Genomic DNA, 12,267 nt, shown 5'->3' with positions numbered 1-12,267 from the left:
TTCACCAGATCGCCCAGGCGGTCCGACGACATATCCATGCCGTAGACCTCCCATTGCGTGGTTTCCAGGATGCGGCGCGTCAGGTGGTGGCCGATGAAGCCGTTGACGCCAAGAATCAGGACCTTTTTCATCGGTTTTCCTCTTTGGACTTCGCAGAAATAATGTTTTGGAATTCTTGTATGGAGACGGGGCTCGCATGGTCGGCGTTGGCGCCTTCCAGCAGTTGCGTCACGCGGATTGCACCACCGTCCCCGCAGATCGCCACGATACGGCCATCCACGACGTGCAGGCCCGGCTGCAGGCCTGCCGGCGTGGCCGGCGTGTCAATGCGGCGAGCCTGCGCAACGATGAAGCGACGGCCGCCGAGGTCCGTGAAGGCACCAGGGTACGGCGGCGCGACGGCGCGGATCAGATTGTAGACCGCCGCTGCCGGCTGCCTGAAATCAATGCGGCCGTCCTCGGGCTTGCGCCCGGAAAAGTAGCTGCCGTCGGCCAGCCGGTTGGGGCGCTTGGGTGTCTGGCCGGCCATCATGGCAGGCAGCACGCGCCACAGCGTCTGCTCGGCGGCGACGGTGACCTTTTCGAAGACTTCGCCTGCCGTATCGTCCGGCAGGATCGGTACCGATGTCTGGTCGACGATATAGCCGGCGTCGGGCTTGGCTTCCATCGCGTGCAGCGTGGCGCCGGTTTCGTCTTCGCCATGCAGCACGGCCCAGTTCACGGGCACGCGGCCGCGATACTTCGGCAGCAGCGAGCCGTGCATGTTGAACGCACCCTGCGGAGCCACGGCCAGCAGGTCCGCCGGGATCATCGACCGGTAGTAGAACGAGAAGATGACATCGGGCTGTGCAGCGCGCACGGCTTCCGCCAGCGCCGGGTCGGTCGGGTCCTCGCCATAGATGAACGACAGGTTCAGTTCGGCAGCCGTATCGGCAACGCGGCGGAACCAGATGTTCTCGTCGGGGCGGTCACGGTGCGTGACGACCAGCGCCACGTCCACGCCGCGTGCATGCAGCACGCGCAGGCACCGATCTCCGACGTTGTGATAGGCAAAGACTACTGCGCGCACGAGACCTCCGTCGTGTTGTCCTTCTGCGGGTCGCGCGGATCACGCTCCAGCACTGCCTGGATGCGGTAGCGCGGGCGGTCGCGCACTTCCTGGTAGATGCGGCCGACGTACTCGCCGAGCAGGCCAATACCGAACAGCATGATGCCGACCAGGAAGAAGTTGAGAGCGAACAGTGTGAACACACCCTGGACTTCCGAGCCGAGTACGAAGCGGCGGATCAGCAGCACCAGGAACAGGCCTGCCGACGAGATCGACAGTATCGTGCCGATGGCAGAGAACCATTGCAGCGGTACGATCGAGAAGCCGGTCACCAGGTCGAAGTTCAGGCGGATCAGCTGGTACAGCGAATACTTCGACTCGCCCGCGTGGCGTTGCTCGTGGCCAACCTCGATCTCCACCGGGTTCGAGGAGAACGTGTAGGCCAGGGCGGGAATGAACGTGTTGACCTCGCGGCACGCGTTGATCGTGTCGATGATGTTGCGGTCGTAGGCGCGCAGCATGCAGCCCTGGTCCGTCATCTTGATCTTGGTGATCTTCTCGCGCAGGCGGTTCATCGCGCGCGACGCGTAGCGGCGGAAGGCGGAGTCGTTACGCTGGCGGCGGATCGTGCCAACGTAGTCGTGACCCTTGCGCATTTCTTCCACCAGGCGCGGAATCTCCTCGGGCGGGTTCTGCAGGTCGGCGTCCAGCGTGATCACGATGCGTCCGCGCGTGTGCTCGAAGCCGGCCAGGATCGCCATGTGCTGGCCGAAGTTGCCGTTGAACAGGATGACCCGGGTCACGTCCGGGCGCTTGTGGAACTGCGCGGCCAGCATCTGCGGCGAGCGGTCGGCGCTGCCGTCATTGACGAAGATGATCTCGTACGATTCGCCCAGGCTGTCGAGCGCCGGATAGACGCGATCGAACAGTGCCTGCAGGCCTGCCTCCTCGTTGTAGACGGGGATGACGACCGAGACCTCGACGGAGCTTAGTGAGAGAGGCGTTTGCATGTTTCGCTGAGAGTTGCGCAAACCCGCTCCACGTCGGCCGCCTGCATGGCGGGGAACAGCGGCAGCGTGACGATGCCGCGGCCGATGCGCTCGGCATGCGGCAGCATGCCTTCGCGCCAGCCCAGGGAGCGGAAATAGGTAAACAGGTGAATCGGCGGGTAGTGCACGCCGGTGCCGATGCCGCACTCGCGCATCGCTTCCATGACGTGCTTGCGTGCTTCGGCCGGGCCGCCGCGCAGGCGGTCGGTCGGCAGCACCACCTGGAACATGTGCCAGTTGGTGGTGGCAACTTCGGGATCGCGCGGCAGCGGCAGTTCGATGCCGAGGTCAGCCAGGCCGGCATCCGCGGCGCAGCGGAAATAGGTCTCGGCCAGTTCGGCGCGGCGCGCGGTGATCGCATCCAGGCGCTGGAGCTGGGCCAGGCCGATGGCCGCGTTGACGTCCGTCAGGTTGAACTTGCCGCCCGGCTCTTCCACGTCCATGCCGTCCATGCCGGTACGGATCACACCCTGCAGGCGCAGGCGCTCGGCGCGCTGCGCTTCCTCGGGGGTGTTCATGACCAGGCAGCCGCCCTCGATCGTCGTGATGTTCTTGTTGGCCTGGAAGCTGAAGCTGACCAGATCGCCAAGCGCGCCGATGCGCTGGCCGCGCCAACGCGAATCGATCGCCTGCGCGGCGTCTTCGATCACGCGCAGGTTATGACGCTTCGCGATCGCGTAGAGGCGATCCATGTCGACGGGCAGGCCCGACAGGTAGACCGGGATGATGGCGCGCGTGCGCGGCGTGATCGCGGCTTCGACGGCATCGAGATCGATGTTGCGCGTACGCGGGTCAATGTCGACGAAGACCGGCCTGGCGCCAACCGTCAGCACCACGTTGGCGGTGGCCACCCAGGTGATCGGGGTGGTAATGACCTCGTCGCCGGGGCCGATGTCGGCAATGCGCAGCGCGATTTCCATCGTCGCCGAGCCATTGGAGAACGTGCGAACAGGGCGGCCGCCGAACAATTCGGACAGTGCGGCCTCGAACGCCTGCACCTTCGGGCCGGACGTGATCCAGCCAGAGGCCAGCACCTTGCCAACCTCGGCAATGGTGGCCTCGTCGATCAGGGGGCGCACAAACGGCAGGAAATCCTGCGGGGCGGTAGCAGTCATGATCCTCAGGAACGGGCAATCAGGAAAACGCCAGCCAGTATCAGCAGGATGCCGGCTACGCGCAAGGGACCGATCATCTCACCAAACAGCCACCAGGCGGCCAGCGCGTTGACCACGTAGCCGAGCGAAAGCATCGGGTAGGCAATGGATACATCCACGCGCGACAGGCCGACGATCCACACGCCGACGCTCACGACGTACAGCGTCAGGCCGCCGATCACCGGCCACTGGGTCAGCACGCGGAAGGCTGTATCGAACAGCGTGGCGCGATCGATCGTGATCGCGCCCACGGCATTGACGCCGGCCTTGAGCAGAAGCTGCGCGCAGGCGTTGAGCAGCACGCCGGCAAAGATGAATGCGAAGGTCGATAGCGTCATGACTTGGTTCCAGACTCCTTGGGCGGCTGTGCCGGCGTGGCCGGCAGCGGGAAATTGCTGACCACGACACGGCGCGTGTCGCGGGCTACCACGTACATCGGCAGGTGGCCGGCCGCCAGACTATCGTAGGTGTCCGGCGACATGATGCCGAGTGCCGGCTGGCCGTCACGCCACTTGGCCACAAAGGCGTCCATGGTCGGAATCCACTTGTCCGGCTCCTGCTGGGTGCCGAATTCGAGTTCATCGGGCGCGGCCACCATGACCAGCGTGTGAGCCAGGTAGAACGGCAGCGTGTGATCCAGGACACCCACGCCGTAGAGCGGCATATCGTCCTTGAGCACCGCCTTGATCGCGGGAACCATGTCGACGCCCGACGCACGGCGGCCCATCACTTCGTGAGCCATCAGCCCGATGGTGCAGGTCAGGAACATGGCCAGCGAGAACGCCGTGATGCTAGGCAGCAGGCCGTGCGTACGCAGCAGGCGGCGTGCCAGCAGCATGCCGGCCAGCAGTACGGCAAACGCCACGCCAATATAGACGGCGAAGGCGCGGAATACCTCATTGGGATTGTTCTCGTCCCCAAGCGTGGCCACGAACGGCACGGCGATCAGGCCGACAATGGCCAGCACCGTGACAGCGTTGATCTGGCGCTTCCACGAACGCTCGTTGATCTGCTCCAGTGCCACCGCGGCCAGGATGGCCAGCGCCGGGAACACCGGCACGATATACCCGGGCAGCTTGGAACCGGACAGGCTGAAGAACACGAAGATCGCAGCGAACCACAGGAAGGCCATCAGGGCCGGCTGGAACGGCTTGCCGCCCACGCCGCGCACCGCGCCGGCGCGTTCGCGCACCACGGCCCACATGCGCGGCGTCAGGCCCAGCCAGGGCAGTGTTCCTGCCAGCAGCAACGGCACGAAGTACCAGATCGACCCCTTGCGGGAATGGATCGTCGAGGTATAGCGGTCCCAGTGCTCGTGGATAAAGAAGAAGTGCGGAAATTCGGGGTTGCGCGTGGAGATCATCCAGAACCACGGCACGGTGACCACCAGCATCGCGGCAATGCCGCTGACGAGGTGCAGGCGGCCCCACAGCGCCAGGTCGCGCGTGACCAGCGTGTACACCACCAGCACCAGCCCCGGCAGGGCAATGCCAACCAGCCCCTTGGTCAGGATGGACACGCCCATGGCCACCCAGCAGGCGGTCATCCAGCCCCGGCGCGCGGCCGGCGAGGTGTCGGGATGCTGGGCGATCAACATGAAGGCCAGCACGCAGGCCAGCGCTCCGGAGAGCGTCATGTCGAGCGAGTTGAAATGGCCGGTGACGCTCCACATCGGCATGGCCAGCAGCGCCAGCCCGGCAAGCAGCGCGGCGCGCACGCCATACCAGCGCGAGACTGCCGCCATCGTGGCGACGAGTCCGACAATGCCGGACAGCGCCACGCTGAGCCGCGCCTGCCAGTCGCCGACGCCGAACAGCTCGTAGCCGATCGTCGTCACCCACATGTGGAACGGCGGTTTTTCGAAGTACTTCAGCGCGTTGTAGCGGATGGTGACCCAGTCCCCGCTGGCAAACATCTCGCGCGAGATTTCGGCGTAGCGGCCCTCGTCCGGGCGCAGCAGGTGGCGGGCATCGAGCGTGCCAAACCAGACCAGCAATACCGCGATGACGACCAGCACCACCGGGGCGATCATGCCCGCAGGCAGCCCGGCTTGGCGCGAGGGCGAAGGACTACGCATAAATCTCCTGAAATGGCCGGAAGCCGGACGCTATTTGGACCCTGTCTGGACGCTATGGGAGCGGCCGGCGTGTGGCGGACACCACACAACGCAGCTGGGCCGGATCTGGTGGACAACGCGGTCCAGTGCGGCCGTGAGCACCGGGCAACGCCTTGGGATTCCGCGCCCCCGGCATCGTCTGGCCCCAACGGTATGCGGCTGCGGGGCGCGCAATGGTAGCACGACCGCACACCTGCACCGCTGTTCAGAGTGGTTCAGGGGCGGCTTGGATAGCGGCTTGGCCAAGTGCCAGATGGGGATATGCCATTCCGACGGCCCATTTCCCTTGTGCGCGTTTCGCGTAATACTCATGCACTGTCGGCCGCTTGTCCTGTCTACGCCGACACTCGAGCCCCCGGGTGATGCGATGAAATCGGCCTTGATATCGATCCTGCTGTTAGGAGTGTTGGATAGCGCACTTGCGCAGTCGGCAGCGCCCGAGCCCGTTGCACCCGCCGAAGTGGCGCCAATCGGGGCGCCAACCGCGGCGCCCGTGTCCGGCGCGGCCCCAGCTTCGGAAGCCGAAGCGACCCCCGCCCCGGAAGCCGGCGCGGCCCAACTCTGCGATGCGCCCTGGTTCAAGTCCGGCGCCCGCGTCCAGATGGAAGGCGAGGGCACGATGCCGATGTCGATCACGATGACGCTGCGCGACGTCATGCACACAGCGCATGGGTGCAGCGCCCAGCTGGAAGTGCGCTCGAAATCAGCGCTCTCGACGTTGATGGGCCCGCCCGTGGTCATGGACCAGGTCCATGAGATCAATATCGACAGGAGCGTCACCACGTCCCGCACGCGCATCGACAGCCGTAACGCAACCATCAACGCGCAGGCGCGCTATGCACGGATGTTCGGTGCGGCGTCGTTCACTGGCAGCGGCGTATTCAACTACGCAGGCATGACGATTCATGAGAATACGACGCTGGAAGGGGAGACCTTCGAGTCCAGCGTCGCGCTCAAGATCTATCCGCTCAGGTCGGACGAGGTGGTAGGCACGATGCAGGCGCTGCATGCATCGATCATCGTCGGTTCACGCCACGTTGGCCGCAAGCAGATGATCGATACGGTGCTTGGCCGCAAGTCATGCATGCCGATCACCTATGAGAAGCGCACCTCGCTGGGGCCGTTGATGGTTGGCGACGAAGTGCTGCAACTGGAGCCAAGCGTGCTGCACGTGACGGACTGGTACTGCCCGGCCGAGGCGTTCGTGTTGCGCACGGAGATCCGGCAGGGCAACACGGTGCAGAAGGTGGACGTGACGGCGCTGGAACTGACGCCGGACGACGATTCGCATTGAAATGCGGTGGTGCTGTATCGGGCACTTTAATAGCAAGAATGGCCTCGCATCGCGAGGCCATTTTCATGCGCCAAGGGGCCGGTGGGCCCCCGCGCTGCAACAATCTTAGTTGTTCGAGGCGGTCGGCTTCTTCGTAGCCTTCTTGCTCTTCGTCGACTTCTTCGTGTCAGTCGATTGGGTCGGCTGGTCGGTCAGGTCTGCACGCGTGCTCTTGTTTGCGCCTTGCGAGTACGGGTCGAACTTGTCGCCGGCCTTCGCGCCTTCGGTATAGGTGTCGAACTTCTGGCCGGACTTCGCGCCTTGCGAGTACGGGTCGAATTTGTTCTTGTCCTGGGCCACGGCGGCCACGGAAGCGGTGGCGAGACCCAGCGCAATAGCAGTGGCGATGATCTTGTTCATGGACTTCTCCTGAGTGATGCCGCCCTCTGGCGGTTCGCGTTTTCGCTTGGTGTTTCGCTTTGTATTTCGCTTGATGCACGGGTTACCGATCGGTAAAGACGCGCTTTGGCGAGTGTGGCCAACGCCGTGAGGGCCGTCAACTCAGGGGTTTTCCGGGGGATACCCCCGGAATGCGCTTATTCCGTCACAACATCCGACGGATGCTTCCATGCCTGCAGCACCTCGGCCGAAGGCGCCAGGGCCAGGTTGGTGCCGCGTGCGCCGATCGGCTGCTGGAACCAGTGCTTCTGCAGCGCCGCGGCGTCAGGGCCGGTGAAGGTCCTGGCCAGCGTCTGATCGACCAGCCGCTTCCATTCGGGGTCAGATTTCGACAGCATCAGCGCGTTCTGCTCGACGGATAGCGCCGGGCCGACGATCACGTACAGCGATGGGTTCTTCGACTTCGCTCGCAGGCCGGCCAGCAGCACATCGTCCATGACAAATGCCTGTGCCCGGCCCGTTTCCAGCAGCAGGAACGATTCGCCGTGATCCTTGGTGTAGACGTCGCGATAGCCATACTCGGCCTTCAGGCGGCGCACATGGCGGTCGCCGGTGGAGCCGGCGCTGGTCACCACGGTCTTGCCGCGCAGGTCGTCGAACGACTTGATGCCGGAATCGGCGCGCACCAGCATCCGCACGGTGGATACATAGTGCGAGACGCTGAAGGCCACCTGCTTCTGGCGCTCCAGCGTATTGGTATTGGGCGCGCAGTCCAGGTCCACCAGTCCGTTGACCACGGCCGGCACACGGTTCTGCGGACTCAGCGGCAGCCAGCGGACCTTGATGTCCTTGAGGCCGAGCTTTTGCCTGGCGGCATCCGCCACACGCAGGCAGAGGTCCACGGCATAGCCCGCGGGCTTGCCGTTGTCGTCACCGAACGAGAACGGCAGTGCGGACTCGCGATAGCCGAGCGTGATCGTGCCGGTCTCGCGGATGCGGTCAAGCACCGGGCTTTGGGAGTCTTGCAGGTTCTGGGCCTGGGCGGCGGGCACCAGCGCGGCGGCCAGGCCGATACCGGCCAGCAGGCGCTGAAGAGACGAGGCAGATACTAGCGACGACATGTTCGGGGGCAGGCGATGAAAGATTCGGAGGGTATACCCGAAGATCGTCTGTCAGAAGTACTTCTTTTTCATAAGCTAATTCGCAGTGGGAGGGCGCACGGGCGGTTGATCAGTGGCGTCGGTACACGATCTTACAAACGTTACGCACCCTCCACATTTATAAACGCAACAATGGAGGTACAATGCGGCCCACTTTGTATCTCCCGTATAACAAATGAGCCCCCGGCCTTCTCGTCTGGCGTGTGTAGACGCGCTGAAGGCGGTCAGCTCACAGCTGATCGTGCTGCACCATCTGGCCTTCTATGGGCCAATGTCCGACGCTGCCCAGTCGCTGGCACCTGGCCTGATCGGCTGGCTTTCCGACTACGCCCGCATTGCCGTTCAGGTCTTCCTGGTCATCAGCGGCTTTCTTGCTGCGCGCAGCCTGGCGCCTACCGGGCGCCTGACCGTGCAGAGCCCGCTGACCACCGTGTGGCACCGCTACCAGAAGCTTGTGGTGCCCTATGCGGCCGCGATTCTCGTGGCGATTATCGGGGCGGCCATTGCGCGGACGTGGATGCATCACGATTCGATCCCCGCAGCCCCCCATCTGACGCAGGTCGTTGCGCATATCCTGCTGCTGCACAACATTCTCGATGTCGACGCGCTGTCGGCCGGCGTCTGGTACATCGCAATCGACCTGCAGCTCTTTGCGCTGCTGGTGTTCGCGCTCTGGCTGGCTCGCGCCGTTTCGCGTGACGTACTGCCGCTTGGCATGCCGCTGGTGGCAGTGCTGGCGACGGCATCGCTGTTCTGGTTCAACCGCGACGCCAGCTGGGACATCTGGGCGATCTACTTCTTCGGCGCGTATGGCATGGGTACGCTGGCGTACTGGGCCTCGAACCCCGATCGTTCGCCGGTGGCACTGATCACGCTCGGCGCGATCGGCATGGCGGCGCTCGTGATCGATTTCCGCCTGCGCATTGCCGTTGCGCTGGCCACGGCCCTTATCCTGGCGATTTCGCGCCGTGGCGGCTGGCTGGAGCAATGGCCGGGCGGCCGGATCGCGGCTTATTTCGGCAAGATCTCTTACTCGGTGTTTCTTGTGCACTTCCCGGTCTGCCTGGTGGTGAACGCGCTGGTGTTCCACTTTGCCCCTGGCGAGCCGGTTCTCAATGCCCTTGGCATGTTGGTGGCGTGGCTTGCCAGCAACGTGGCCGGTGCCGTCTTCCATCGCTACGTGGAAGCCGCCAACCCGCTGCACACGGTTTTCGAGTCCCTGAAGGAAAGCATCCATTCCCGCAAATGGGCGCGGGGCCACAAGCACCAGGCCTGAGTTTCTGAGTTCCGGCCCGTCCGGCCCCATCCGCCTTGCCCGGCGCGTAGCACGCGCTGGTGCGCGCGCACCAGCATGCACCGCTGGTGGCAGGCTTCCCGCACAGACCCGGTGCGTGCGGGTTGTCACTTACCGTAACAACCCCAGTTGGGGATTGGCATGGCAGTTGCCTAGTATGGATATATAAACCTGACCGTTTGGTCAGGTTTCGATCCGCTCTCTCAGGGGGAGACGAGGCTGCCATGTCTGACCATATCGTCCTGACCTCGCACACGCGCCGCGACAAACCGGCCGAGCCGATTCACTGGGGCGCCCCGACGGCGGCCGAGCGGGGCCCCGTGATCGCCAGCCTGACAGATCCCGCGCAGCGCAACGTCATCGGCACGCACGCCGGCGCCTATGCGATCTATCGCGCGCTCGCGGTGGCCGCGGGCAGTCTCCAGCGTGCGCATCGTCCCGACCTGACCGACACTTCCCCGGCCGAGGCAATTGGCCCGCACCCACAGTGGAACGACCCGGACAAGATCGTTTCGCTGGACCCGTGGGGGCATCTGGTTTCCACGGCGTTCGCCGATCGCATTGCTGCCGGGGTGGACATCCGCCCGACCATCGCCATCACGCGCGCCCATATCAACATGCCCGAGCTTATGGCCGCGATCGCGGCGGGGCGGCTCAGGCCGGATGGCGACATCCTCGAAGCCAATGGCGATGTGCGCGTGACCAAGGCCGCCGTGGACCCGGTCTGGTATCTGCCCGGCATCGCGCGCCGGTTCAACATCAAGGAAAGCGTGCTGCGCCGAAGCCTGTTCGAGCAGACCGGCGGCATGTTCCCGGAACTGGTGACGCGGCCCGACCTGAAGGTATTCCTGCCCCCGATTGGCGGCATGACGCTTTATTTCTTCGGCGATGTGGCAAAGCTGGGCCAGCCGGAAACGCGCGTGGCCTGCCGCGTACACGACGAATGCAACGGCTCGGACGTGTTCGGGTCCGACATCTGCACATGTCGCCCATACCTGGCGCACGGCATCGAAGTCTGCATCGAGATGGCGCAGCAGGGTGGCGTGGGGCTGGTGGTCTATAACCGGAAGGAGGGCCGCGCATTGGGCGAGGTGACGAAGTTCCTTGTCTACAACGCGCGCAAGCGGCAAGTGGGCGGCGATCGTGCAGAGACGTACTTCGAGCGCACCGAATGCGTTGCCGGCGTACAGGACATGCGCTTTCAGGAATTGATGCCCGATGTATTCCACTGGCTCGGGATCCGGCGGATCGATCGCTGGGCCTCGATGAGCAACATGAAGCATGGCGCGCTGACGGCGCAGGGTATCGAGGTGGTCGAGCAGGTGGCCATCCCCGAAGCGCTGATCCCGGCAGACGCGCGCGTGGAGATCGATGCGAAGGTGGCGGCCGGGTACTTCTCGAAGTACACGCCGCCTGACGCCAAGGAACTCGCCCAGGCAAAGGGCAGGGGGTTGAAGGAATGAACGAAATTCCCGCAGGAGGCAGGTCGGGGCACGACGATGGCACGGGTAGCGGCTGGCATAGCCCGGTTCCGCCCGGACATCCCGCTGCCGCGCTCCTTACTGGTGAAGCCGTGCGCTCCCACTGCGCGACGGTGACGGAGTTCGTCGCTTCGGGCGAATCCGAACTGTTCACGTGGCACCCGGAGCGGATCCATGTGGTCGCCGATTACGTGGCTGCGACGATACGCCGCCGGTACAGGAACCTGGAGGTGCCTTATCACAGCCGCTGGCGCCATTTCGAAAGCGGTGGGCCGGGGCAGGAATCGATCAACCGCTGGCAGATCCTGTGTGAACGTGCGGGGATGTCAGGCCACGATCATTGCGAGGAGCGCGCGCGCATCGGCATCGATCTTGTGATCCCGAGCGTGCTGCTGGATGCCGGCGCCGGCCCTGACTGGCGCTACCGCGATGCGGCCAGCGAGATGATGCTGACCCGCTCGGAGGGCCTGGGCGTTGCCAGCTTCGACCTCTTTGCGCGCGGGGGATTCTCCGCCGCGCAAGGCGACCCGCTGCGCTCGGACGCCGAACGCCTGTGCCGCATCGATGCATCGACCATCGCCACCGCATTCCAGGTTGCCCAGCACAACCCGCTGGTCGGGCTGGAGGGCCGCGCGGGATTGTTGCGCAGGCTTGGGGAGGTGATGCAGGCGACGCCAGCGGTATTCGGCCGTCCGGCAAGGCTTGGCAACCTGTACGACTATCTGGCCGGGCATGCCCGAGATGGCCGGATCGAAGCGGGCTTCGTGCTGCATACGCTGCTGGTGGCGCTGGGGCCGGTGTGGCCCGGCCGCGTGCAGATGGAAGGGATCTCGCTGGGGGACTGCTGGCGCCATGCGGCGGCACCCGGTGGACTGGTGCCATTCCACAAGCTCACGCAATGGCTGACCTATTCGTTGCTGGAGCCGCTTGAAGACGCCGGCCTGACGGTCACGGGTCTCGATGCGCTGACCGGGCTGCCCGAGTATCGCAATGGCGGCCTGCTCTACGATTTCGAGCTGATGGTGCCGCGCGACGCCGCTTTCGCCAGCCGCACGCATACGGTGGATGAACCGGAGATCGTTGAATGGCGTGCGCTGACAGTGACGGGGCTCGATCTCGTTGCCGATGCGGTGCGCCAGGCGCTTGGGGTCAGCGAGGCCGATTTCCCGCTGGCGCGCGTGCTGGAAGGCGGCACGTGGGCGGCCGGGCGGCGCATTGCGGCGCAACGGCGCCCGCCGGGTGGGCCGCCGCCATTTGCGATCCAGAGCGACGGCACGGTGTTCTAGTACATGC

The 12,267-nt window shown here is 64.8% G+C and carries 12 protein-coding genes; 4 read left to right on the top strand and 8 right to left on the bottom strand.

Going from position 1 to position 12,267, the window contains the following annotated elements:
- The 6 genes from B552_RS28970 to B552_RS0123485 form a co-directional block, all read right to left on the bottom strand.
- The coding region (locus B552_RS28970) for an NAD-dependent epimerase/dehydratase family protein (protein WP_156149772.1) at nt 1-131 on the bottom strand (131 nt) is incomplete at its 3' end.
- Nucleotides 128-1,069: a formyltransferase gene (locus B552_RS0123505; protein ID WP_019451510.1), complete on the bottom strand. Its 942-nt coding sequence runs from the start codon at nt 1,067-1,069 to the stop codon at nt 128-130. The genes B552_RS28970 and B552_RS0123505, both read right to left, overlap by 4 nt.
- Nucleotides 1,057-2,058: a glycosyltransferase gene (locus B552_RS0123500; RefSeq protein ID WP_019451509.1), complete on the bottom strand. Its 1,002-nt coding sequence runs from the start codon at nt 2,056-2,058 to the stop codon at nt 1,057-1,059. Before B552_RS0123500 ends, B552_RS0123505 begins: the two co-directional genes overlap by 13 nt.
- Nucleotides 2,037-3,212: a DegT/DnrJ/EryC1/StrS aminotransferase family protein gene (locus tag B552_RS0123495; RefSeq protein ID WP_019451508.1), complete on the bottom strand. Its 1,176-nt coding sequence runs from the start codon at nt 3,210-3,212 to the stop codon at nt 2,037-2,039. The genes B552_RS0123500 and B552_RS0123495 overlap by 22 nt, the downstream gene beginning before the upstream one ends.
- Before the next feature lie 5 nt (nt 3,213-3,217).
- The gene (locus B552_RS0123490; protein WP_019451507.1) at nt 3,218-3,589 is read right to left on the bottom strand and encodes a 4-amino-4-deoxy-L-arabinose transferase; all 372 of its coding nucleotides are present in this window, start codon (nt 3,587-3,589) and stop codon (nt 3,218-3,220) included.
- On the bottom strand, nt 3,586-5,328 hold the full coding sequence (locus B552_RS0123485; protein ID WP_019451506.1) for a glycosyltransferase family 39 protein: 1,743 nt from the start codon (nt 5,326-5,328) through the stop codon (nt 3,586-3,588). Before B552_RS0123485 ends, B552_RS0123490 begins: the two co-directional genes overlap by 4 nt.
- A gap of 406 nt (nt 5,329-5,734) precedes the next feature.
- Here B552_RS0123485 and B552_RS0123480 point away from each other — a divergent pair, with 406 nt between their 5' ends.
- Nucleotides 5,735-6,661, top strand: coding sequence for a hypothetical protein (locus tag B552_RS0123480; protein WP_026035983.1), 927 nt, complete (start codon nt 5,735-5,737; stop codon nt 6,659-6,661).
- A gap of 105 nt (nt 6,662-6,766) precedes the next feature.
- Here B552_RS0123480 and B552_RS0123475 read toward each other — a convergent pair whose 3' ends face one another.
- A complete protein-coding gene (locus tag B552_RS0123475; protein WP_019451504.1) occupies nt 6,767-7,060 on the bottom strand; it encodes a hypothetical protein in 294 nt (97 codons plus the stop codon).
- A 176-nt stretch (nt 7,061-7,236) separates the two neighbouring features.
- On the bottom strand, nt 7,237-8,160 hold the full coding sequence (locus tag B552_RS0123470; protein ID WP_019451503.1) for an amino acid ABC transporter substrate-binding protein: 924 nt from the start codon (nt 8,158-8,160) through the stop codon (nt 7,237-7,239).
- 214 nt (nt 8,161-8,374) lie between these two features.
- Here B552_RS0123470 and B552_RS0123465 point away from each other — a divergent pair, with 214 nt between their 5' ends.
- The 3 genes from B552_RS0123465 to B552_RS0123455 all read left to right on the top strand — a co-directional run bounded on the left by B552_RS0123465 (nt 8,375) and on the right by B552_RS0123455 (nt 12,260).
- Nucleotides 8,375-9,475 carry an acyltransferase gene (locus tag B552_RS0123465; protein ID WP_026035982.1) on the top strand — a complete coding sequence of 367 codons (1,101 nt, stop codon included), beginning with the start codon at nt 8,375-8,377 and terminating at the stop codon, nt 9,473-9,475.
- 242 nt (nt 9,476-9,717) lie between these two features.
- Nucleotides 9,718-10,956 (top strand): GTP cyclohydrolase II, encoded by a 1,239-nt coding sequence (locus B552_RS0123460; protein ID WP_019451501.1) that lies wholly within the window; start codon nt 9,718-9,720, stop codon nt 10,954-10,956.
- Complete coding sequence (locus B552_RS0123455; protein ID WP_026035981.1) at nt 10,953-12,260, top strand: URC4/urg3 family protein; 1,308 nt, start codon at nt 10,953-10,955, stop codon at nt 12,258-12,260. The genes B552_RS0123460 and B552_RS0123455 overlap by 4 nt, the downstream gene beginning before the upstream one ends.
- Nucleotides 12,261-12,267: the final 7 nt, after the last annotated feature.

The organism is Cupriavidus sp. BIS7 (genome assembly GCF_000292345.1).
Taxonomy (GTDB): domain Bacteria; phylum Pseudomonadota; class Gammaproteobacteria; order Burkholderiales; family Burkholderiaceae; genus Cupriavidus.
This window is presented reverse-complemented; position numbering and strand designations above follow the sequence as displayed.

Coding starts and splice junctions, on each gene's coding strand:
- B552_RS0123500 (WP_019451509.1), bottom strand. CDS start 2,058: ATGCAAACGCCTCTCTCACTAAGCTCCGTCGAGGTCTCGGTCGTCATC.
- B552_RS0123495 (WP_019451508.1), bottom strand. CDS start 3,212: ATGACTGCTACCGCCCCGCAGGATTTCCTGCCGTTTGTGCGCCCCCTG.
- B552_RS0123490 (WP_019451507.1), bottom strand. CDS start 3,589: ATGACGCTATCGACCTTCGCATTCATCTTTGCCGGCGTGCTGCTCAAC.
- B552_RS0123485 (WP_019451506.1), bottom strand. CDS start 5,328: ATGCGTAGTCCTTCGCCCTCGCGCCAAGCCGGGCTGCCTGCGGGCATG.
- B552_RS0123480 (WP_026035983.1), top strand. CDS start 5,735: ATGAAATCGGCCTTGATATCGATCCTGCTGTTAGGAGTGTTGGATAGC.
- B552_RS0123475 (WP_019451504.1), bottom strand. CDS start 7,060: ATGAACAAGATCATCGCCACTGCTATTGCGCTGGGTCTCGCCACCGCT.
- B552_RS0123470 (WP_019451503.1), bottom strand. CDS start 8,160: ATGTCGTCGCTAGTATCTGCCTCGTCTCTTCAGCGCCTGCTGGCCGGT.
- B552_RS0123465 (WP_026035982.1), top strand. CDS start 8,375: ATGAGCCCCCGGCCTTCTCGTCTGGCGTGTGTAGACGCGCTGAAGGCG.
- B552_RS0123460 (WP_019451501.1), top strand. CDS start 9,718: ATGTCTGACCATATCGTCCTGACCTCGCACACGCGCCGCGACAAACCG.
- B552_RS0123455 (WP_026035981.1), top strand. CDS start 10,953: ATGAACGAAATTCCCGCAGGAGGCAGGTCGGGGCACGACGATGGCACG.